Consider the following 23,166-nt stretch of genomic DNA (forward strand, 5'->3'; position numbering starts at 1 on the left):
ATCTCCCCCCGTTTCATTACCGATCCATCCTACATTTCGCTATTGTGATGACATCTGTGTTTATTCTTTTGGTTTCAAACACTTGAATTGCTCTACTTTTGTGTCAATAAATATTGAGCGTCTCGAAGCAAATATCCAGCCGCTTTGCTTGAGATGCTCTTCCCGCTTTGAGCATTCACTAGATTCACAAAGCCTTTCAGATCGTTGTTTGCCAATTTATTCAGCAGACTAGTGGTAGTATCGGCTTTATTGATCTCTTTGTTATTAGCAAAGCGTTTCACCAATGCCTTTAAAGAATCGATGCTGGTTGCCGTCGTAAACTGAACTGTCTTGCTTACCTGGTTGCCAGCCAAGTCGCTGGAGGATACAACAAGCGTATGCTGCCCAAGCGGCAACTTATAAAGCGTGATCGTCGTTCCGATTTGGTAAGAATACGTATTGAGCGTCACCGTCGTCTTGCTGCTGTCCACACCCGACAAATTATCGGTCAGATTAATCTGAGGCGTCAAATCCCCGGAATCTTCATATATGCTGTTGTCTCCCGGTACGGTCACCGCGATCGATGGAGCTTTCTTATCCATACTAAAGGATACCGTATGCGCTTGCTCCACGTTGCCTACTTTGTCTACGCTCCAATATACAAGCTTATGAACTCCTTCTTCTGACAATACGACGGAAGTTCCCGTTTGCTCAGCGCCACCGTCTACCGTGTAGTAGGTATTGACTACACCCGTTCCGTTATCGCTTGTGCTTAAGGTTATCGTGGTGTCTTGATTGACCCAGCCGTTTGGCGCATTGTCCGTTGTCGTTGGTGCTTGTTGATCAATTCCAGCATTCATCAATTGACTTACTTGGTCCTGAGTCAATTCGAGGTCAAATACGCGAACGTCGTCCAGCAGTCCGTTGTAAGCTTCTCCGCCGAATTCGGCGGCTCCCAGCGCGATTTTATTTGTGACAGCCGGAAGCGGTCCGAGATTCATTGTATCGCTTGCCACTACGTTACCGTCGACATAAATCTTCAGCCCAGTTGAACTATCGTAGGAAGCCACATAATGATGCCATTGATTATCACTGTAGGTCCATGGAAACGATAGCGTTTTAAGATTGGATGAACTATTAGGCCAATAGGCCACCTGAGCCTTCCCGCCTGCCAACTGAAGGGCTGTAAAACGCTTATCTTGACGAAAAATACTCGTGGTGCTGGTTGCAGGCTGAGAAGTCTTGAACCACAACGACACGGTCTCGTCACCTGTTTGATTCAAAGTTGCTGGAGCGTTGATCTCGACCCTAGAACCGCCGCTGAAAGTAAGCGCTCCGCCGATCTTGCCTGAATCGGTCCAAGTCGGATTGTTAACCAGCGTTCCGATGTTGCCTTTGCCTGAAGAATCGCCGACGGTTGTACCGGATCCTTCATCGAACTTCCAGTGGGCTACTAGTTCGACAAGCTTTGTAGATACGCTAATGCTTGTTGTCAATGGTACGTTATTCGGGTTTGTGACATCGGCAGGCAGGGTAACTGTTCCTGGAACCGTGAAGGTTTGCGCAGTATCGCTATTCTGATCGTAATTAACGGTGCTCAAATCCCATGTCACAATCGCATCCATACTCCCCACATCGGTGACGATCGTTACCCTGCCTGGCAATCCAAGCGCAGTCGCCGTTTTTTCAGTTTTGACGGGAACTGTAACGTCTGCAGGCGCTTTTATGCTGACAACTGCCGATGGCGCCGTATTGGTGACTACGACTTCATTCAAAACGAAATGCTTCCACGTTAAGTTAGCGTTATTGATTTTAATCCGAAACCCTTTTTTGTTCGTAACTTGTGGAAAGAAGATAGACTTCGTTTGAATTCCAGAATCAGAATTGTAAGTCAATGTGCCGGAAGTAGCGACTCTTGTCCAGTTCGTGGAACCGTCATCGGATACTTCCACGTCAAAGTTCTTAACACCTTGGTCAGAACAATAAGCACATGAGATGTTGACCGTATTGAATGTTTGCCCTGACGGCCAATCCAACGTGTAATATTGCGGGAACCCGGGTGAATCCGTGCTCACGTAACTTGTGTCAGGATTCCCGTCTATCGCTTTATCCGGCGAAAAATTCTTGTCGCCTTTGACGGAGGATGCGCTTGCCGTGGCCAGTTCAACCAATCTGCCCACAAAGATTTCGTTGATCGCAAAATGATTTGACGATAAGTTAGCATTATTGATTTTGATACGTACACCTTTCTTGTTAGCAACTTGTCGGAACCCGATGGTCTTCGTTTCATACCCGGAGTTTGATGTGTTAGTTATATCGCCGGATGAAGCGACCCTCGTCCAATTCGTGGTACCGTCATCCGATACTTCCACGTCGAAGTTCGTAATCCCTTGATCTTGACATGAACCGCACGTAATACTGACAGTATCGATTGTCCGTCCTGTTGGCCATTTCATTGTGTAATACTCCGGGAAGCTGGGCGAATCTCCACTCTTGTAACTAGTATCTAAATCCCTATCTAAAGCTTTATCCAGCGAAAATTGAGGGTCGCTATTGACACTCGTAGCACTCAATTTTAGTGTAGGATCCAGGTTTAAATTATTCGTATACGCTGTGTTGACTGTGTCGCTATTCGTAAGCCTCATTTGTACCGTGTTGCTGTAGCCGTTAGCTATCGAAATATTTTTTTCGGCGAAATTGTCACAGCACTGAGTCTTCGTCGGAACCGCCCATAAGTTATTGATGTTCAAACGCGTATTGCTTCCATTGATCTGAGCCCTGATTGAGCCCGTTCCATCCCCTTCGGCACGGAGCCGGATGTTGGAGTCATTCAAAATCAAGGAACCGTAAATGAAGTAAGTTTTGGAGCTTCGGAAGTCATTTGTCCCCCGATCACCAGGATCGTTGGCTCCAAATTCCCCAAAGTTTTTTTCGTCAAGCGACCATGACCACGTCGGCTTCACTCCATAAGTATCCATCTGGCCCGATGGCTTATGTTTGATTGCCTGTCCTGCATTGCGCCCAATATGGTCTGACGGATAAGACGTCCATTTGCCGTTTCTCAGCCAAGATAGCGTATCCGCATTGCCCGTAACGTCGTACCCCACGCCTACTTCTGAATATCCGGATGGAGGATTCGTCACCGTATAGGTTGTACGGATAAGTCCTGTTCCGTCAACTTGGATGGCGAAGGTAGCTCCGACAGAACCGTAAGTCCCATCAATCGTAATGACGGCTTCGTTATTGACGGTGGAGCTCTTTATCGATTTGAAAGTCCAGGCTGAAAGGGATACCTTCCCCATATTCAAATACGGTCCACCTGTCAATACGGTGCTGCCGCTGTATATACCCGACGTGATCATACCAGTACTTTTGCTGAACTTAAGAGCATAATCAGTTCCCGTCACGGTCAAGGATGTCGAATCTTCCGTAATCGCCGGAGCTGAGCCGGACGGATCAGCAAAGCTATAGAGCGGTTTGCCTATCGTCAAGTTATATTCGTTTTCCAAATAACCCTGCGGATTTGTAAACTTCAAATTGAGGACTTCCCCCAACTTCCAGTCACGGGCAGGAATAGTAATCGTCCCAGTCGCGCGCGGATCGATATTCGCATTCACTGTTCCCGAGCTCGATCCGACATTGTAAGTGATATTCATCTCGCTCATATTAGTAAAATCGTGACGATTTTCTACCTTAATGATCAGAGGCTTATTCGCTCCAGGATTAACCAATGCATTCCCAGTAATTTTATTGGGACTGAATACTTCTTTCACATTATAGTATTCTGGTTTTTCACGGCCCCATGCATCCATTGTGGTACCCCAATTGGCGTTGACACCGTTACTACCGGCCGTCTGAAACGAAGCATCCATCACTGTCCACAACGCACCGCCGAGAATCCCCTTATTAGCGTACATGCCTTCCCAATATTTCGAGAGATATTCGCCGTAATAATCGCGAATTCCCGGATCAAAAGCAGGTTCCACGTAAAAACCGTGAGCAAGTTCATCGTAAATCGTCGGTTTCGTAGATGATGGCGAATCCGTTTGATAATGGACGCTATAAATGGAAGTGTTTACACCATTGTAGCCCCAGCTATGTTTATTCGGACGAGTCGGATCTTCCAGTTTGATGTAATCCAGCATTTTCGTCATATTAGAACCTGCAGCACTTTCGTTGGCAATGGACCAGTACAAGATGCTAGGATGCGTTTTGTCGGCCTCAACATTTTCTGAGAATTGGGTCATATATTCTTCAGTTCTTGCAGGGGCGTTCGTTTTCTCACCACCATTAAACATAACGGATGTCTCATACTCTACGAACATGCCCAATTCATCAGCCAAGTCCAGTACAACCTTAGGCGGCGCCATATGAGCAGTTCGAATATAATTGATATTCGCGGCCTTCAATTTCAAAAAGTTTTTCCGATGCTCTTCTGCTGATGTACGGAACCCTTCCGTTGCATAAGTGTGTTGATATGCAACGCCACGCAAATTGACCGGTTTGCCGTTTACAAGTACTTTTTGACCGCTCACCTGAATTTCACGGAAGCCAATCTTTTGAACAATCGTCTGAGTCGTCTTGCCGTCGACGACAAATGTGCCAGTCAACGTATACAGATTCGGGTGCTCGGCATCCCACTTGAGAGGAGCGGTCACAGGTATCGAGATACTGCCTTCTGGATTAGATAAACTGATGGAAATCGAGTTCTGGGCAAGTGCTACGTCTTTGCCGGATGGATCCTTCAATGAAAGATTGACGGTTGCATTCGATCCGCCTTTGAATACGACTCCACTTTCTACCTTTAATGTCGCATTGTTATAATCGGCATCCAGATCCGTCGATGCATGAAGCCGCATAGCGTAGTCCTGAGGAGCCGCGTATAGTGTCAGATCCCGTGTTATGCCTCTTTGATGGAAAAACGCTACTGACGTATCCTGCGCAGTAACGCCGATCGTAACCCATGCGTCGGAACCAGGCGTCACATAATCCGTAATATCCGCATCCCATTCAGAGAACGCCCCAATATGTGTACGTACCAAATTGCCATTCACCCATACCCGGGCAAAGTTGTAAGCAGCTTCAAACCGTAGAAATATTCGTTTCCCTGCAAATTCGGACGGGATGGCTATTTGCTTCTTGTATGGAAACTCTTTATCTTTATCTGTTAGACAGTTATCTTTTCCACAGTGTGTCCAAAACCCTTTGATCGACAAATCGCTTGGAATTTGAACGTCGTTAACATTTGGCCACGTCGCTGGATCGGACGAGTTATCCCAGAAATTGGTCGGCGGCGTTTTTGTAAATTTCCAGGTGCCATTCAAACTAACCTTAGGCGTCGTAACATTCGTAACGCTATCTGGCAACGGCGGGACAATCGGTCTCGGCCAAACAGAGTTAGCACTTACAACGCTGCTTATCATGAGCAACGAGGCAAATAGAACAATGGTCAAGAAAGGTACAGAGATTATCATTTTTTTCATTGTTACCTCCGTTAAAAGTAATTAGAATCTGGGAATTAATATATTAAATATAAACAAATACATCTACATGAGTTATGATTCCAGTACTATACAACCTCCTAACCTCCCTATGAATTTAAGACCAATGAATTCATTCATGTTTCCTTTTTCTTCATTCAATCCCCCCTTTCACCTAGGTTTTGCAATGTTGTCAAGCCACAACAAAGAAAACGCTTACAAAACTTTTCGCCCCGTATGTTGCCTCAAATCTGAATTTAGCGTAATCGGTTCCTCGACCGGCTTTAGATTATAATCAAACGCCCCCAGCTTGACCGCCTTCTGAGCGTAGGTGAAATCGCCGAAGCCGCTAATAAAAATAACCTTCTTATCGATTCTGCGCTTCTTTATTTCGTCAATTAATTCAATACCGTCCATAGTGGGCATCTTGATATCTGAAATAATGATTTCCGGAACATGGGATTCGATTAACTCCAACGCCTTATAACCGTCCTCGGCAACACCAATGAATTGGGTTCCGTACGGGCTCCAATCAATGGTCCGTTTCAATTCCTCCCGAATCCAATGCTCGTCATCAACTACCATAGGTTTTATCATTGAGTATTCCATCCTTATTCAATAGTTAAATCATTAACCAGACTGTGTTACACCCATGTTACAGAAATGGCGGAAGTTATATAAATCTTTATAGATTCGCGGTTGCCCTTTGTGGTTTGACATGCGGACCTGACAACGAGTGTGGAAGATCCGACAATTGCTTCAGCTGCTTTTCATTCACGAGGAACGCATCCGGAATTTCTATGCTCGCGATGGATACATAAGCAATACTGCAGTCCTGAACTTCATTTCGTATCCCCATTGAATCGAATTTTCTTTACACTTCGAGTATATAGCACTTTTTCCCAAGAGTGAGAGTGAAAATGGTCGGCAGCAGGCTGAGTTTGATCCGCTGTTTTCAATAGCTTGTCCGGCCTCCGACTGATTTCATACCGTCGCCGACGGAATTCCCGCCGAGGCATCGCCGTCCGGCTCCCCAGTCGGAATCTTCATCATCATCGAGGTCCCTTCTCCGATTCGACTTTCAATCCGGAACCGTTAAGGTCTCCGTAGTGAACGCGGATCATTCGCAACACGTAACTAAGCTCGATGTCAAGCCCCATCCAGTACCGCGCAGGTACCGGGTTTGTTGTATACTAAGCGCTCAAGACCGCTGCCGTTCAGAACATGAAAAAGATTGCCCTTCACATAGAAAGGAGGGCAATCTAGGAGAAATCCCTTTAAGCTCTCTTCAAACCATGTCTCAGAACAAAAAGAGAAACCCATCGCTTCGGAAAAAGCGTGGGTTTCTCTACAATCTGAGGGACAAACGGTTAGTTTATTACTTTTTATATCAAATCTCTTGTAAGACAAAGAGGATACTTCTGAAATCCCCCTCTAACTGTGGAATAGCGAGTCCGAAGTACATCAATTCATCGCCTCTGTACTCCTTGCCGTTATGCTGCAGACGATACGACTTATTCGGATCGAGTCCTGTCAGACGTAATCTACAGAGTGGTGCATTCGGCTCGGCAAGAACCTTAAAGTAAGCAGCAAAGGCTTCTTTTCTATCCTCCGATACAAACATCCACGCTGTCTCATTCCCTTCAAAAGGACTGAGCAGCCGATAGAAGTCTCCATACTGGATTAGCTTTCGAAGTTCTTTGTACTGGCCAACCTGCTGCCGGATATCTTCGCACTCCGATTCGCTTAACTTGGTCAGATCCAGCTCGTATCCAAAATTCCCGGACATTGCGACATGCCCGCGTGTTTCCAAAGGTGTATTGCGTTGTACCTGGTGATTTGGAATGGCTGAAACATGGGCCCCCATGGAACTTGCAGGATACACCATACTTGTTCCATATTGAATCTTCAATCTTTCAACCGCATCGGTGTCGTCGCTAGTCCAGGTCTGAGGCATATAGTACAGCATTCCTGGATCAAATCGTCCGCCACCTCCGGAACAACTCTCGAATAAAATATGTGGGAAACTAGAGACGATTCGCTCCATCACCTCATAAAGTCCAAGGATGTAACGGTGCCCTGTTTCGCGTTGACGTTCTGGAGGGAGCTGGGCGGAACCAATCTCCGTCATATTCCGGTTCATATCCCATTTTACATAAGTGATTGGCGCCGATGAGAGCACGGAACTGAGCGAATCCACAATATAATCCTGTACATCCTGGCGCGATAAATCGAGAATCAACTGATTCCTAGCTAATGTTCGTGTATGTCTTGGCACATGCAAACACCAGTCCGGATGCACCCGGTACAGATTACTGTTTGGAGATACCATTTCCGGCTCGAACCATAGACCAAATTGCATCCCCATTGCCGTGATATCTTCTCCCAGCTTACCGAGTCCTTCTGGAAGCTTGCGCCGATCCTCAACCCAATCTCCCAATGAGCTGTCGTCATTGTCACGCTTCCCAAACCAGCCATCATCCAGGACAAATAACTCCAAACCAAGTTCTTTGCCTGCATGAGCAATTTCTTTTATTCTATCTGCGTCGAAATTAAAGTAAGTCGCTTCCCAGTTATTAATGAGAATCGGTCTTTGCTGATCACGGAATTTACCTCTGCATAAACGGGTTTGATAGAGCTTGTGATAGGTTCGTGACATTCCACCTAATCCTTCAGCCGACCGTACAAGTACGGCTTCAGGAGCCTGAAATGTATCTCCAGGCTCTAACAACCACTGAAAATTAAATGGCTGAATACCCATGCCAACTCTGGTCATCCCATATTGATCCACTTCCGCCTGCGCTAGAAAACTACCACTGTATACAAGACTAAACCCGTATACTTCACCATGATTCTCCGTCGCATCTTTAGCCAGCAAGGCAATAAACGGATTTTGCTGATGACTGCTGGAGCCGCGTTTACTGTCAATCCGATGAATTCCAGGTACTAGCGGCCTCTTGTGCACATGGCGTTCTCTGGTCCATGTACCGGACAATTGCAACATATCAAAGTTGGAATGATGGAAATCAACATTAGCGCTTAATACTCGGTTCAGTACAATCTTGCCCTGTCCTAAGTTCTCGATACGTACGGAACGTGTAATTGCGTCAATATGGTTAAATACGGTGTACACAAGAGTCGCCTTTAGTCCACTTTTTGCATCTCGCAGAACCATTTCCAGCGTATCTGCTTCATCATCACTCTCAACATATGTGGAGGGTAGGCCCTGCAAACGCGGCTTACCTTTGCTTAACGTATAACCTTCATAACGGAAATCAGTAACTGTTGTACCATCCTGCAAGTGGACCTCGAGCGCTGGCTCCCTGAAATCACCATTGCCGTACGACGGAAATTCGTTTGGTAGAGTATCTAGAGAGTAGGCTTTATCCTCTAGCAGAAAACTTGGATTGAATGAGCATCTTTCTACTAAATCTAATGAAGGCTGGAATTGGATTGCTCCCAGTTTTGGACCCCAATAGAGATGGGCTGGAACTTCACCCTTAACGATTTGAATAATATAGCTGGAGTTATTGGATCGTAAATGAAACACTCGATTGCTGTTATCATAATAAATGGACATGATATTCTCCTAATCTATTACTTTATTATTTGTTAGACCTGAACTGTAATCGGAAACGATATTTCATATCTTCCTCGAACCACATCCGGAAATTCGTTCCCCAAGAATTATTGTGCAGATTAAAATGAAAGCCACCCGCGAGTGGAGCAAACGTATTGTCAAATTGCAGCAATCGTCTTTCACCCGGACAAACTACAGGAGCATCCAGTGTCTCAATCACGACACGTCCATCCGCACCTTCATAATAAAGTCCTGTATTCACAGCGTGCATATTCCGGTTGCCATTCTTTACTACCGATAACGGCGATATCCGTGTACCCAATTTGTCCATCGTCCACATGTTCGGACTGTCAACGCAAGGGACAAACGAGAACCAGCTCGCTTCCGGCAAACGGCATGCCGATTTATCCGTCCAGTTTAACTCCACATCGATGTTAAAATCGTTATGATAGAACGTGTATACGATCTCGAGCTGATGAGGTGCGCCATAATGCATGCAAGCATCGAAAGGCATCTCTAAATGAGCCCATACTTTGTCGGCGTCCGCTCGCCTTTCCAATTGAAGATTTCTTAGAATCGGACGGTACTGCTTATGTTCCGGAGCAGGCTCTGCATATTCAATTCCGGGCTTTCCGTGATCGGGTATCGCCCAAATATAATTCTTTTTCATGTCAACCGTATATTCCTTGAAATAGCGGTCGTAGTTTTCTTGGCCAAACGTTTCATATCGGTAGGCAGCCAACCTATTTCCATCATTTGCCCATACTTTCCTATTTGTATCAACCAGTTGATTGATAGAACCGTCAGAAGCGAAGCTAACTAGAAATTCTCCTAACGTATAGCATCGGTTCATTTCAAGATTTTCAATGTTTTCAGCGTCATTTGTATGATATGAACTGACAGGGTTCAGGCTGTCTAACCCTTTCTTTGCTTCGATTTGCAATTCCGAACTTAGCGCTGACACCGCCTGATCCAGATATGCGCGCTGCTCCTCCCACGAGCTTTCAAAGTGTCGATAGCTGCGCTCCTCCTTTCGTCCAAGTCGATTAAACGTATCATAATACGGACCTTGAACCACTTCATCCCTAAACTGATCCTTCGATCTCGCCGCCGAAAAATCAGCTGCAGAGTAATTTACGTAATCTGCCAAATATGTTTTCTCATCCAACCCCCAAGTATGCTCTGTGATCAACATGAGACGATTGCAAAACCTGCTGTAACTTTCGCCATTTGGATCTAGAGAACCCGTACTCACCCATTTGTCCCTTAATCGAAGCAGTTCCCGGTAGCGTGCCACTTTGAGCGGATCGGAAGCCGTGCCCTGGATCCACGAATCACCTATTTCCTCGCTAACGACCGGAAGCACATGCTTACATTCCAGCAGCTTTTCGGCGAATGCGTCCAGTGTTGACGCGGCAATTTCCGCACCGGGGTATTCCGTTTGCAATCGACTGTACAGCCACTCTATATCTTCTAAGGAAGAAGGACCGTTATTATCGCCTGTGTGGGCAAAATAGAGCGCATCCTCAAGTCCCTCCACTTCCAGAGCTTGACCATAATCACCGGCATAGTTAACGATCAGCTCGGAGCCATCGCTCGCCCTCCAAACAAACGCTTGCGGGACACACGGAGGCTTGCTGGAAGGATTTACTCCTATATGCAAATAACGAATTCCGTAACTAGCCAATATAGGTACGATGCCGATCGTATGTCCCGGAACATCCGTCATTTTCGCGGCAATGGTATTTTTCCCGAAACGTTGATCCAACTTCTTGGAAATCGACAAGCCATATTCAAGCAGTGTTTTATCCATCAATTCCGTATGGGTCGTAAAAGGAAGACCGTGCCATGCAATTTCGCCTCTGCTAATCGCATTCTCCATTTGGATCCGCTGCTCCTCAGGCGCAGATTGCAAATATTCGTCGATCAGCCAAGACCCAACTGTCCAAATAAATTTCGACCGTCCGTCATCGTTTTGCATACGTTCAGACAATGATAAGGCTTGCGGAATAAACGTATTCATGTACTTGTCAACCACATTAGCCGCAAGATCGGTAAACCCAATATCCAAATGCGTTTTAAAAATAACATGTACTTTTTTAACTGTTGTCATACATTTGGCCTTCTTTCCTTGATTTTCCTCTTAATTCTTCCCTTAATTCCTTCATTAACGATCCTATGACTCCGCTATTCTTTAACCGATCCCAGTACGATGCCATGAACGAAATAGCGCTGCAAGAACGGATAAATTAACAAAATCGGAATCATGGCGACCATCAGCTTTGCCGCGTTTAAAGTTTTGTCCGATGCTTTCATCAGTTGGATCAGCTGATCTGAGGTTAAGTTACTCATCGCTTCCGGCGATATAGAGACGACCAGCTGCTGGATATACGTCTGAAGCGGATAGTTTTCTGGCTTGCTCATATAAATCAGTCCGTCGAAGAACGAATTCCAATGCCCGACAATACTGAACAGCGTCACCGTTGCCATCGCTGGTAATGAAAGCGGAATATAGATGCGCATCAGCGTATACCATGGTCCCGCTCCATCGACGACCGCCGCTTCGTTCAATTCCTTCGGTAAACTTCGAAAAAAATTCATAATCAGAATGACATTGAAAATGGGAACCGCCCCTGGAATGACCAATGACCAAATCGTATTTTGCATGCCGAGTGTCGTTATGGTCATGTATAGGGGAATCATTCCTCCGGAAAACAGCATACAAAAGACGAGATACCACATGTACAGATTTCTTCCGCGGAACTGCTTGTTTTCCAGGGACAAAGGATACGCCATAATAACTGTCAGGATGAAATTAAGCGCTCCTCCCAAAACCACTCGTTTGACAGAGACGCCAAACGCCCTGAAAAACTTATCATCTTCAAGAATAATTTGATACGACGTCAGGTTGAACCCGACCGGCCATACAGTCACCTTTCCGGCGTTCGCGGCTGCTTGGTCACTGACGGAGAGAGCGATTGTGTACCAGAGTGGGTAAAGCGAAATCAGCGCCGTAAGGACTAACGCCAGTAAAATAACTAGATCAACGGTACGATTGGATAACGATTGCGATCTAACCATGATGTCCTCCTTTCTTACTTAAAAAATCCTATAGTTTGCGAATTTATAAGCCAATCGATACGAAATCGCAATCAGAACAATCGCTACGACCGATTTCAACAAACCGACGGCCGTGGCCAATCCATACTGCATTTGCACTATGCCAATCCGGTATACGTAAGTGTCGATAATATCCCCGGAAGAGTAGACGAGCGGATTATACAGGTTGAATATTTGATCGAATCCCGCGTTAAGCACGTTACCGAGACTCAGGGTGGTCAAGAGCACAATCGTCGGCATAATGCCGGGAAGCGTAATGTACTTCAGCTTATGAAAGCGGCTCGCACCATCTATTTCCGCCGCCTCGTATAACGCAGGATTGATGCCAGTCAAAGCAGCCAAGTACACGATAGCGCCGAATCCGAATTCCTTCCATACGTCGCTCCACACGATGATATGTCGAAACCAGGAATTGCTGGCTAAAAACATGATCGGATCAACACCAAAAAGAGAAAGTAATTGATTTAGAATACCTTCCAGCGACAAAATATTAATCATGATGCCCGCCAAAATGACCCACGACATGAAGTGCGGCAAATAAACGATCGTTTGTACCAAGCGTTTGAACTTTTGCAATCGGACTTCATTCAAAAGAAGCGCGAACGTGACCGGTACAATAATGCCTGCAATGATTTTCATCGAGGCGATGATGATTGTATTGAACAGCACTTGCTTACTATCTGGAATTTGCAGCATGAAGGTAAAGTTCTCAAGGCCGTTCCATTCCTGTTTCCAAATCTGCTTGCCCGGCACAAACCGCTGAAACGCCATGATGATTCCTAACATCGGAATGATGCTGAACACGAATAACAGCAAGGCGCCGGGAAACATCATAAGATGATAGTGAAATAACGTTTTTTTGTCCCTCATTCTCGCTCACCTTCCCAGAAGCATGGAAGGCGCTAAGTCGACAACTCAGCGCCCTCCGCTTCTTTCCTATCCTTTTATTTTTTTTTGACTTCCTCTTCCACTTCTTTGGTGATTTGATCGCCGCCAAGTCGCTTCCATTCCGCAACGAACGAATCGAACTTGTCGACAGGCTCTTCACCCATTACGATTTTCAAAAACGTTTCATTTTCCAACTTCTGTAAAATAGCCCATTTCTGATCCATCGTTTTCGTCTGTCCGAAAAAGACGTTGCGCGCGATAACGTAATTGGCTGGATTGACTTCCTTCGAGCCCTCCAATCTCGCCAGCGTTTCAGCCCATGCAACTAAATCCTTTTTCGGATTCTCATCATTTTTCACAAAGGATTCATACCAAATTTTTTCTTGCGAGTTAAGTTTGGACGGATCTTTCGCATCCCATGCGCTCTTCAGATTGAGATAGGTATTGTATACGGCAGGTTCATCACCGATTAGGAGGGCAAACGGCCATATCCACCAGCCGACGTTTAGCCCCTTGTAAATGTCTTTCGATTCCGGATCGTAACTACTGTTGAACTGGACATTCAGCACTTTCATAACCGCATCGGGATGTTCGTACCCCTTCCTGACAACCAGGTACGCACCGGCCGGATCCTTATCAAACGTATTGAATTTTCCGTCTTCATCGACAGGAACGGAATAGGCCTTCCACTCCGCTTTCGGATCGTTCTTGACAGAATCGGGTATCGGACTGCCATACGGACTCCACCATGGTTCGAGTACGATGCCTAATTTCCCTGCCGCACCAAGCTCGTTAATATCTTTGCGGATGGCAAATTGCTTGTCGATGATACCGGCCGCATACAAGTCGTGAAGCTTGGCTAACGCCGTTTTCATTTCCGGCAAGATGGAGCTGTAGGAGACGTTGCCCGACTTGTCTCTCATCCACTGGCCTTTATATGCATGAAGCGAACCGAATATCGGACTAAAGTTATTCTTCCCTTCATACGCGGACAAGTCCGGTATTGACGTTAAGCCGACCGTATCCTTCTGACCGTTGCCATCCGGATCGTTCTCGATAAACGCTTTCGCCACAGCAATCAGATCATCGAGCGTCTTCGGCACTTCCATCCCGACTTTCTCGAGCCAATCCTGCCTGATCCAGGTCAAGCTATGCTGTCCCCCCATGTTCGTACTCGGAAGACCCATCAGTTTGCCGTTTATAGTGGCCCTTTTCAAGACACGATCCCCAAAGGAATCGTAAGTTTTTTTAAGCCGCGGGTCTCCCAGCTTCTGATAAACGTCCGTCAGATCGGCAATCAGATCGGCTTCCGCCAATTGCTTCAGTTGCTTTTCATTCACGATGAATGCATCCGGAATATCTCTGCTCGCGATGGCAACAGACAGTTTTTGCTGGTAAGCTTCATCCGTTTCCGTCTGGAAAGCAAACTTTACTTTGACATTCAGTTTTTTCTCGACGAACCGGAAGTACTCGTTGTTATCGACCGTGTCCCCATTTGGCAGATTCGTGTCTTTCGTGCTGATGCCTTTCCCGATGGTTAGCGTAATCGGCTGACTAAACTTACCATATGGATCATTTGTGGCGGCTTCTTGCGTTTCATTCGTTTGGCTCGGCTCGGTACTTGGCGCCGCTTCTTTGTTACCCGTAGTACAAGCCGCCATCAGGATCGTAAGTGACATGAGCATTGCTGCGGTTGTCTTGAACTTCACTCTGTACCTCCCCTTAGATCGTATGTTTAGCTTACAAAGCGATTGTACTATGCTTCTTGTCCTAGACAGGAGCGAAAACAGTCGATAGCAGGTAGAATTTGATCCTCCGTTTCTTATGTTTGTGTGTTCGCCGACCATTTTCATACCTCCTCCGACTGAATTCCTACTCTAGCGTACCTCTCCGCTTCGTCAACGGAATATTCATCGTCATTGTAGTACCATACCCAATGCGACTTTCAACCTGAAATCGGCCGTTATCTATGTAATGGACGTTGATCATCCGAATAAGTGAGAACTATTATCATTTTTATTCACCGTGAAAGAATAATCTAACTTTCAGTTACTATCCTAATGTCTGCTCCCATCATTTAAACGTGAATAATATACTTCTATCCATGCATTTCCCAACAACGGTCCGAGTCTGAGATAAAAGTGCAGCAGTAACACCAAAGATTTCGTCCACATTTCCGTCCCCAAGATTATCAATGTGGGATCGTAAGTTATTGAAATCTAAATACAGCAAACAAAAAAGCCTTGCTACGCAAGGGCTTGAGTCGTTTTATGGTTGGTGGAGCCTAGGGAACCACTGACCTCATAGCTGCCAGTAATGAGGAAATTATTTCATGTCATCTTTTACTCATGTTTAAGGAATTAATGTGAGTTTCCCTCCTAAATTGCAACGAAATGAGCATGCTAGATTGCTATACCAATAATAAAACCTATTAAACAAATTCATCCTTTGTTATGATTTGCTATTTCTTTCAACCAAAATATTTGAAAAAAATCACATAAAAAAGCCACGCTGCTGGCCATTAAGTCTATGACAATATTAACAATGACACGTCATCTCTTCGCCTTATGCTGAAGTGCTTTTTAGTTTTGAACTTTGGCCAACTAGCCCACCATTTCTTTCATATACTGCTTTTATAATGTTTATATAATCACTTACTTTAACTAATGTTGCTTGAGATTCACTCAAACTTTTATTTTTTGCAGTTGCTGAATAACACCACCTTTGTATATTTCGCTCATTGGATGTTCAGGCCCAAACAAGCTGATTAACATTTCCTCCTATAACTATGTTGAGATCAAACCTTATCTTTAGCGTATCAAAAACTACACCTTATACATCTCAACCATAGAACTTAGCCCATGGCATGATTTACCTGTAGTTTAATTGTATATTTAGTGTAGATTTGTATTATTCATAAGTAAACCACCACCACCGACAATCCCTCGTAGGGATAGTTTGTGGTGGTTTTTTTTTCAAAATTTTATACGACAAAAACATTTGTAGTTCCAATGGAAGCCCTTTATAAAGATACGCGAATGCATTTTTAGCAATACATCCTTTAACCATAAGTTCAATTGAAATCGCCAGGTTTGCTATTACAGCTTGAAATTTAGTATTTGGATAATCTCTCTCTTCTGAAAAAAACAAATCTAATCCTACTATGAGAAAATCATGAGCACTCTTTTCAAGACCTGAAGCTATCTCGTTTTTTAAAGCTATGACTACATCGGCTCTTCTTTCGGTGGTGGTGCAAGAATTAAAAAAGAGAGCAATTTCCTAATAAATTGAAATTACCTATGCCATAATACCAAATATTTTATTAAGCCATTCAACTGCAGAGAGGACAGACGAATTATTTTCGGCCTGCCCTTTCCTAATCATATGCATAGCCTCGATTCCCTTTAACGTCTGTTCTGCAGTTAGAAATGATTTGAAACCAAGCATCGGTTTTGTGATTTTCTTAATAAATCGGTGATCTTGCTCCACAATGTTGTTTAGATATTTTGTCTGTCTAATCAAGATTTCTTTTGATAGGGAATTCCGCTTTATTATTTCTTGTATTGCTGGTGGATATGCTGGATTTTTATCCAAGGTGATTACACGTGGGATTTGATTATGTGGAGAGGACAAGGCCTTTGTAAAGAAACGCTTAGCTGCCCGCATGTCCCGATTTTCAGATAACATGAAATCAATAGTTTTCCCCACAGAATCAACTGCCCGATATAGATACTTCCACTGACCTTTGACTTTGATATAGGTTTCGTCAGTCCTCCAAGAATCGTTTGTAGGTTTTAAAAAGGGACGGATTCGTTTGTCAATTTCAGGTCCAAATTCATGGACCCATCTCATAATCGTCGTATGGGAAATTTTTAATCCTCGCTCGCTCATCATTTCGACTAAATCTCGATAGCTTAAATTATATTTCAAATACCATCTCACCGTTAGTAAAATGATCGCTGATTCATATTGCTTCCATTTAAATAAATCCATTTTCGTTTCCAAAATAAGCTGCTCCATCCCATGACTTCATTATCAATTACGTTATCATGAATTAGAGCTTTGCACCACAACCATGGCGGTAACGTTCAGCTGTTTAATGAACTTCCTCCACAAACCGATTCGTGAGCGAACCAAGCTTCTCGATTTCGATCGTAACCGTATCGCCTGGCTTCAGCCACACCCGCTTCTCCTCCGGGTAACCGAGTACGACTCCCTCGGGCGTTCCAGTAAGAATGATATCGCCGGGGTATAAGGTCATATGCTGTGACACGTAGCTAACGATTTCATCGCAGCGGAATACCATATCCGATGTATTCGACTGCTGGCGTACTTCACCATTGAGCGTGGTGCTAATTGACAGATTGTTAGGATCATCAATCTCGTCCCCAGTGACCAGATAAGGGCCGAGCGGACTGAACTTGTCCAGGGATTTGCCGAGCAGCCACTGCGGCGTGCGCATCTGCAGGTCCCGCGCAGACAAGTCGTTGACGCAGCAATAACCGAACACATGCTCAAGCGCCCGCTCTCTCTCTACGTACTTTGTTTCCTTGCCTATGACGATAACCAACTCGGCCTCGTAATCGACTTGGCCCGTTACCTTTGCCGGGAGAGGTATAGCTTCTCCATGGGCAGCTAGGGTGTTATCAAATTTGTTGAACAGAATGGGATACTCTGGAATTGGTGCATTCGTTTCTAGCGCATGCTTGCGGTAGTTCAGCCCGACACAAATGATTTTTCGCGGAGCGGCAACGCACGGACCGAATGAAATATCTTCTTCACGATACAGGGCAGCGGAGAACTTTTCCGGCGAAGCAGCAGCTTCCTCAACGAACCGTCTCAACGCGAGCAATGCATTCGCTCCTCCCTCGATGACTTCCATGACCTGTGTCGGTACGCGGGGCTCATCCTTAATTTTCAGAGCCTCTAGGACATCCAGCACGCCTGTATCCAATTTGATTCCTAAACGATCGCCATCTTCTCTTTGAATCACCAAAAGCTTCATATATAACTTCCTTTCGTATATGGATTATCCAAACGGCCGGCGGGCTAGGCGTTCTTGCCGAAAACGACGCCTCCGTCGACATAAAGCGGTGAGCCCATCATGAAGCTCGACTCTTCCGATGCAAGGAACAGCGCCGCCTTTGCCACATCTTCGGGTCGGCCCAATTCATTGCTGAGCTGCCGTGTTTTTAGAGACGCGATTGCAGCCTCAGGATCTCCATACGATGTGCGGAGATAGTTTTCTACGAACGGCGTCAGAATGGTTCCAGGCAGAAGTGCGTTTACGCGGATATTGTACGGCGCATAATCGACCTGCATCGATTTGGTAAGCGCCAATACCGCTCCCTTTGTAGCCGAGTAGGAAGCACGTTTCGCAAGTCCAATTTCCGCAATGCAGGAAGACATGTTAATAATCGATCCGCTCGTGTGTTCCATCATGTGGGGAAGCACATATTTGCTAGTCAGATATACCCCGCGAATATTGACCCGAATGACACGGTCCCAGTCTTCCGGCTCCACCTCGTGGAGCGCCCCCACGCCGCTGATGCCGGCATTATTGAATAGTACGTCGATACGGCTGTATGCCGCCAAAGTCTCGTTCACCATGGAGCGCACGGAATCCGGATCTGTAACGTCCGCATGCACAAACCAGGCCCGCCCCCCTTGCGACATGATTTCTTCGACCGTTTCCCGGCCTTTGTCCGCATCCAGATCGTTGACGACGACAAACGCGCCTTCCCGCGCGAACAGCAGTGCCGAGCTCCTACCGATGCCCGATCCGGAACCGGTTATGAGCGCCACTTTATTCGCTAACCTCATGTTTAAACGTCCTTTCTCCGATTGGATTCTATACTCCCAGCTGCCGTGAAGACGAATCGGCCATTTCTAAAGGCTGGGGCCGATACGATTAATACTGAATTCTTGATGACCCAACGTTTCCGATTTCGTCCATTTCCCATCCGCTACTTCCACAATCTCGCGCCATATCCGTTCGCCCGCAGTCTCCAAGCTTATCGTGCCGTCCAGCATCGCGCTGACGTCGACGTCCATGTTGTCTTCCATACGTTCGAACATCCGCTTGTTGCCCGTTATTTTGATGACCGGCACGACAGCCGCTCCCGTAGGCGTTCCCCTGCCTGTCGTGAAGCAAACGATGTGGACGCCTCCCGCCGCCATTCCCGAAACGCATTCGATATCGTTGCCCGGCGAGTCCATGAAGTAAAGACCTCCCTCCGGTATCTGTTCCGCGTATTCGATAACTCCTTTGATTGGGGCTTTACCGCATTTGCTGATGCAACCGAGCGATTTCTCTTCGATGGTGGATAGTCCGCCTTGGATATTGCCGGGACTCGGATTGCCGCCTCGCATGTCAGTGCCCATCCTCTCCACCTCTCGTTCGAAACGGCTGACAATGTGGTAAAGCATCTCTGCTGTATCCGGTGTTGCACAGCGCTGTGCAAGCACATGCTCGGCACCGATGATCTCCGTCGTCTCGCCGATGACGACCGTTCCACCCGTTGCGATTAGCGAGTCAGCAGCTGCGCCAAGCGCCGGATTCGACGCCAAGCCGGAAGTCGCGTCAGAGCCGCCGCATTTCACGGCTACTTTCAGTTTGGAGAGCGGAATTGGTACTTTTGGTTGGCGTTCAAGCTCCCCCATCATTCGTTTTGCTATTTCAGTTCCTTGCTGAATCGCTTTAACCGAGCCGCCGACCGATTGAATATCAATCACTTCTACGGGCTTGCCGGTCTTTCGGATCTCGTCCGCAAGCGCATAAGGATCAACTACTTCGCAGCCCAGACTGATGACGATAACCCCGCCTACGTTCGGGTTTTTGCCCGTCCCTGCAAGCACCTCGAAAGTACGTTCTTTATCTGCACCGATTTGGCTGCATCCATGCTGATGCGGAATCGCCACGGTACCAGGAACAAGCTGCATGATCCGGCTGCAAACCTGATTGGAACAAATGACCGTTGGAATGATGAGCAAATGATTGCGGATCCCGATATCCCCGTTCAGCCTTTCATACCCCATAAATGTATTCATGCCCCCGCCTTTCCGGCCTTATCGCCTCTGCCCCGTATTCCTTCAATATTATGGACATGAACATGCTGCCCGACCATGATTGCGGAGCTGGAACGACCAATGATTTCCCCGTATTTCCGCACGTCCTGTCCTGCGTCAATCGCATCAATCGCCAGCTTATGGCCAAACGGGATCGCATCAATCGCCGTTATTTCATGAATGCCTTGATCATCTCTGTAGCGGACCGTTTCTCCTGACGTGATATCACGCAGCAGCGTAGCAACATGATCCCGCTTATCCATGATCAATGCGTCGACGCCTTTTGCTATTTCTTGCATCATACAGCATCCCCTTTGCTTTTATGATCGTTGACGATAAATCGCCTTATAAACAAGGTTTACAACAGTTAGGTTCATAATAATCGAGCTTCGAGGATATGAAAATAGCGAAAATACGCTTATGTGTACCTTATTTTGACTATTACTCTCCTAGCATTTACACTATAACCAAACACGATATGTTTTCTCAGCTTGTCAATCAGGGAGGGCCGCCATTTGAAACCTATTCGTAAGCAATTCGATGCTTCCGCTCCTTTCCCGCTCGAATTCAACTACCTTGCATTAAAGGATTCGCAAAACGAGCTACCCAATCACTTACACGATTGGCATGAAATCGTCTATGTCCATGCGGGAAAGGGGGTTTTTTTTATTGACGGGTCTTTCTATGCCATGGAGCGCGGCGATTTATTCCTTCTGCCCGGCAACACCGTCCATCGCGCATTGCCGGAGGAAGAAGCTCCTTTGACGGTGAGCGCCATTTATTTTCATGGTCGTATCGCGCAGTGGAACTCGTTCGGCGATACCTTTTCTTACGTCCAATGCTTCGAGCAGGCAAACAAATGGAAGTGTCATAAACTGAGTGTGGACACTGCCGACCGTGACTTTATTGAGACCATTCTGGTTAATATCAACAGAGAGCTGTCAGTCGATAGACCGGGGCATCGACATGCCGTCGTGCTCCACCTGCTCCAGTTGCTGCTTCTGCTTAATCGGCAAATCCCCGTTCCAACGGCAGAAGGGAAAAATACGGGAGCTCCGGAGTGGATGAGGACGACATTGCGTACAATCGACGAGCACCCATTCGACGACATCGGCTTGTCCACTCTGTCCGCCAAAGCGGCAGTGAATCCTTCCCATTTTACACGTGTCTTCAAATTACTTACGGGAATGACATTAACCGAATATGTCACGGCCAAACGGATTAGCCGCGCCAAGGAGCTTCTCCTATCTTCGGATGCACCAGTCTACGCAATCGCGAATGAGTGCGGCTTCGAGAGTCTGCCGCATTTTCATCGCACATTCAAAAAACTAACAGGCAAGACGCCTGCCGGCTATAAACGAAGAAGCCAGGCGCCTGACATTCCTCTCTTGTAATAAAAAGTTTTTTCAGCGCGAGCCCACGTATGTTAGTTTTATGCAAGTTTCGCTTAGTTTCGTGTATGTCGTATTGGCTACGCATCTCCTATAATCGGTGTAGAAATTCAAATCACCATTTTCCAGGAGGTTACCGATTATATGAGCAGCTCACCCATTTTACTGAATGACGAACAAATGAGACGATTTATTACGGAAGGTTTTCTAATTTTAAACACTGATTTCCCAGAAGCCTTTCACCGTGAATTGACCGATGAGCTCAATCGCGTATACAAGGAAGAGGGAAACCCGGGCAACAATTTACTGCCGCGCTTCCGCGAAATTCAACAAGTATTCGATCATCCCGTTATTACGGGCGCATTGACTAGCGTTCTTGGCCCGGACTATATGCTGCATGCTCACCGTCATGGTCATTACAATGCCCTGCCCTCTGCCGGCGGTTGGCATAAGGACAGCTACTGGGGCTATTCGAAAATGCGCAATCATCATCCATGGTGGGCGATGGTCATGTATTTTCCGCAGGATACCCCGCTTGAGCTAGGACCGACGGGCTTGATGCCTGGCACGCAAAATTATCAAACACGCACCTTTGCTGCAGACGAAACGCCAGGAGAAGCTTACGCTAGCGGGAAAGCCGGCACGTTCGCGCTCATCCATTACGATATTTGGCATCGCTCCACGCCTAATGTACTCGGGAGTGCCCGCTACATGCTGAAATTCGAGTTTATGCGTACTGCAGCTCCCACCGCGCCTTCTTGGAATAATCAAACTGCGGAATGGACGGAGCCAGCCGGTCTCAAGCTTCCTATCGGCCGTCACGAGACGATGTGGGAGGAAACGTGGAACTGGCTCTCCGGCAGCATCGGCAGCCTGGCCCATACGGCAGCTTCGGATGAAGAGCAAATCAGTCAGCTTGCCAAGGCATTAGAGGATACGTACGAGCCTAACGCGCTGAATGCGGTCTATGAACTAGCGAGGTATGGCGAGAAAGGGATCGAAGTGCTGTTGAAAGGACTCCATCATGAGCGTGTAGACGTATCAAGCTTGTCCGCTTACGGCCTGGCTGCTGCGGGTGCCTCAGCAATTGATGGATTAAATGATGCGCTATTAAGCGAACGCGAGGAAACCGTCAAACATGCGGCGTTTGCGATCGGGGAGCTGCGCCACTTGGCTGAAAATTCGCTTCCGGCGCTTGGCCGTCTCTTATCTCACCCCTCCGCTTCGGTGCGAAGCACGGTGGCTGAAGCGTTTGGTATGATTGGCGGTTCCAGCCAAGCAAGCGTCGATGGGTTGATTCGATGCTTGCAGGATGAGGATACTCAGGTTCGTTTTACAGCAGGCCTTTCATTATCACTCTTACGCTCCGCTGCCGCATCGGCCGTTCCCGCTCTAGCAGCTGCGCTTGATGATGAGAATCGCTATGTTAGGGCGCATGCGCTCGAAGCCCTCCGTTACATTGGCACGGAAGAAGCCAAGGACATTTTGATCAAGTCGTTGTTTAATGCCCGCTGGTGTACGACCACCACGCCGGCTAACGCTTTCTATCCTTAAAGCTAAGAGGTAATAGGCTATCCCACTTTTGGGATAGCCTATATTTTGTTAACGGCTGCTTCTTTTATAAGTTTAGGAGAGCCGCTTTTTCCGTGTATAATGTCGT

The 23,166-nt window shown here is 46.5% G+C and carries 14 protein-coding genes; 2 read left to right on the forward strand and 12 right to left on the reverse strand.

The window, feature by feature from the left end; genetic code table 11:
* Nucleotides 1–92: 92 nt before the first annotated feature.
* The 12 genes from HI950_RS29485 to HI950_RS29540 all read right to left on the reverse strand — a co-directional run bounded on the left by HI950_RS29485 (nt 93) and on the right by HI950_RS29540 (nt 20,417).
* Entirely contained in the window at nt 93–5,462 is a 5,370-nt protein-coding gene (locus HI950_RS29485) for a glycoside hydrolase family 2 TIM barrel-domain containing protein (protein ID WP_169089299.1), read from the reverse strand.
* Nucleotides 5,463–5,675: 213 nt separating this feature from the next.
* Nucleotides 5,676–6,056, reverse strand: coding sequence for a response regulator (locus HI950_RS29490; RefSeq protein WP_169089297.1), 381 nt, complete (start codon nt 6,054–6,056; stop codon nt 5,676–5,678).
* A gap of 793 nt (nt 6,057–6,849) precedes the next feature.
* Nucleotides 6,850–9,039 (reverse strand): alpha-galactosidase, encoded by a 2,190-nt coding sequence (locus HI950_RS29495; RefSeq protein WP_169089295.1) that lies wholly within the window; start codon nt 9,037–9,039, stop codon nt 6,850–6,852.
* 25 nt (nt 9,040–9,064) lie between these two features.
* Entirely contained in the window at nt 9,065–11,152 is a 2,088-nt protein-coding gene (locus HI950_RS29500; protein ID WP_169089293.1) for a DUF5054 domain-containing protein, read from the reverse strand.
* Between the two features lie 74 nt (nt 11,153–11,226).
* On the reverse strand, nt 11,227–12,120 hold the full coding sequence (locus HI950_RS29505; protein WP_169089291.1) for a carbohydrate ABC transporter permease: 894 nt from the start codon (nt 12,118–12,120) through the stop codon (nt 11,227–11,229).
* Nucleotides 12,121–12,138: 18 nt separating this feature from the next.
* Complete coding sequence (locus HI950_RS29510; RefSeq protein ID WP_169089289.1) at nt 12,139–13,029, reverse strand: ABC transporter permease; 891 nt, start codon at nt 13,027–13,029, stop codon at nt 12,139–12,141.
* A 74-nt stretch (nt 13,030–13,103) separates the two neighbouring features.
* Nucleotides 13,104–14,756: an extracellular solute-binding protein gene (locus tag HI950_RS29515; protein ID WP_169089287.1), complete on the reverse strand. Its 1,653-nt coding sequence runs from the start codon at nt 14,754–14,756 to the stop codon at nt 13,104–13,106.
* A gap of 1,588 nt (nt 14,757–16,344) precedes the next feature.
* A complete protein-coding gene (locus tag HI950_RS29520; protein ID WP_411268161.1) occupies nt 16,345–17,067 on the reverse strand; it encodes an IS6 family transposase in 723 nt (240 codons plus the stop codon).
* Between the two features lie 76 nt (nt 17,068–17,143).
* Nucleotides 17,144–18,052 carry a fumarylacetoacetate hydrolase family protein gene (locus tag HI950_RS29525; RefSeq protein ID WP_169089285.1) on the reverse strand — a complete coding sequence of 303 codons (909 nt, stop codon included), beginning with the start codon at nt 18,050–18,052 and terminating at the stop codon, nt 17,144–17,146.
* Between the two features lie 44 nt (nt 18,053–18,096).
* The gene (locus HI950_RS29530; protein WP_169089283.1) at nt 18,097–18,870 is read right to left on the reverse strand and encodes an SDR family NAD(P)-dependent oxidoreductase; all 774 of its coding nucleotides are present in this window, start codon (nt 18,868–18,870) and stop codon (nt 18,097–18,099) included.
* A 66-nt stretch (nt 18,871–18,936) separates the two neighbouring features.
* On the reverse strand, nt 18,937–20,097 hold the full coding sequence (locus tag HI950_RS29535; protein WP_169089280.1) for a UxaA family hydrolase: 1,161 nt from the start codon (nt 20,095–20,097) through the stop codon (nt 18,937–18,939).
* Nucleotides 20,094–20,417, reverse strand: coding sequence for a UxaA family hydrolase (locus tag HI950_RS29540; protein WP_169089278.1), 324 nt, complete (start codon nt 20,415–20,417; stop codon nt 20,094–20,096). Before HI950_RS29540 ends, HI950_RS29535 begins: the two co-directional genes overlap by 4 nt.
* Nucleotides 20,418–20,630: 213 nt before the next feature.
* On the opposite strand from HI950_RS29540, the gene HI950_RS29545 reads away from it, so the two are divergent.
* Both HI950_RS29545 and HI950_RS29550 read left to right on the forward strand, forming a co-directional pair.
* Entirely contained in the window at nt 20,631–21,509 is an 879-nt protein-coding gene (locus tag HI950_RS29545; protein WP_169089277.1) for an AraC family transcriptional regulator, read from the forward strand.
* A 141-nt stretch (nt 21,510–21,650) separates the two neighbouring features.
* Nucleotides 21,651–23,060: a HEAT repeat domain-containing protein gene (locus tag HI950_RS29550; RefSeq protein ID WP_169089275.1), complete on the forward strand. Its 1,410-nt coding sequence runs from the start codon at nt 21,651–21,653 to the stop codon at nt 23,058–23,060.
* The last annotated feature ends 106 nt before the right edge of the window (nt 23,061–23,166 follow it).

Source organism: Paenibacillus sp. PL91, from assembly GCF_012935325.2.
Taxonomy (GTDB): Bacteria; Bacillota; Bacilli; order Paenibacillales; family Paenibacillaceae; genus Pristimantibacillus.

Excerpts from the sequence above, each read along its gene's own strand:
- HI950_RS29525 (WP_169089285.1), bottom strand. The coding sequence starts at position 18,052 with ATGAAGCTTTTGGTGATTCAAAGAGAAGATGGCGATCGTTTAGGAATC.
- HI950_RS29530 (WP_169089283.1), bottom strand. The coding sequence starts at position 18,870 with ATGAGGTTAGCGAATAAAGTGGCGCTCATAACCGGTTCCGGATCGGGC.
- HI950_RS29505 (WP_169089291.1), bottom strand. The coding sequence starts at position 12,120 with ATGGTTAGATCGCAATCGTTATCCAATCGTACCGTTGATCTAGTTATT.
- HI950_RS29540 (WP_169089278.1), bottom strand. The coding sequence starts at position 20,417 with ATGATGCAAGAAATAGCAAAAGGCGTCGACGCATTGATCATGGATAAG.
- HI950_RS29550 (WP_169089275.1), top strand. The coding sequence starts at position 21,651 with ATGAGCAGCTCACCCATTTTACTGAATGACGAACAAATGAGACGATTT.
- HI950_RS29495 (WP_169089295.1), bottom strand. The coding sequence starts at position 9,039 with ATGTCCATTTATTATGATAACAGCAATCGAGTGTTTCATTTACGATCC.
- HI950_RS29535 (WP_169089280.1), bottom strand. The coding sequence starts at position 20,097 with ATGAATACATTTATGGGGTATGAAAGGCTGAACGGGGATATCGGGATC.
- HI950_RS29490 (WP_169089297.1), bottom strand. The coding sequence starts at position 6,056 with ATGATAAAACCTATGGTAGTTGATGACGAGCATTGGATTCGGGAGGAA.
- HI950_RS29485 (WP_169089299.1), bottom strand. The coding sequence starts at position 5,462 with ATGAAAAAAATGATAATCTCTGTACCTTTCTTGACCATTGTTCTATTT.
- HI950_RS29510 (WP_169089289.1), bottom strand. The coding sequence starts at position 13,029 with ATGAGGGACAAAAAAACGTTATTTCACTATCATCTTATGATGTTTCCC.
- HI950_RS29520 (WP_411268161.1), bottom strand. The coding sequence starts at position 17,067 with ATGGAGCAGCTTATTTTGGAAACGAAAATGGATTTATTTAAATGGAAG.
- HI950_RS29500 (WP_169089293.1), bottom strand. The coding sequence starts at position 11,152 with ATGACAACAGTTAAAAAAGTACATGTTATTTTTAAAACGCATTTGGAT.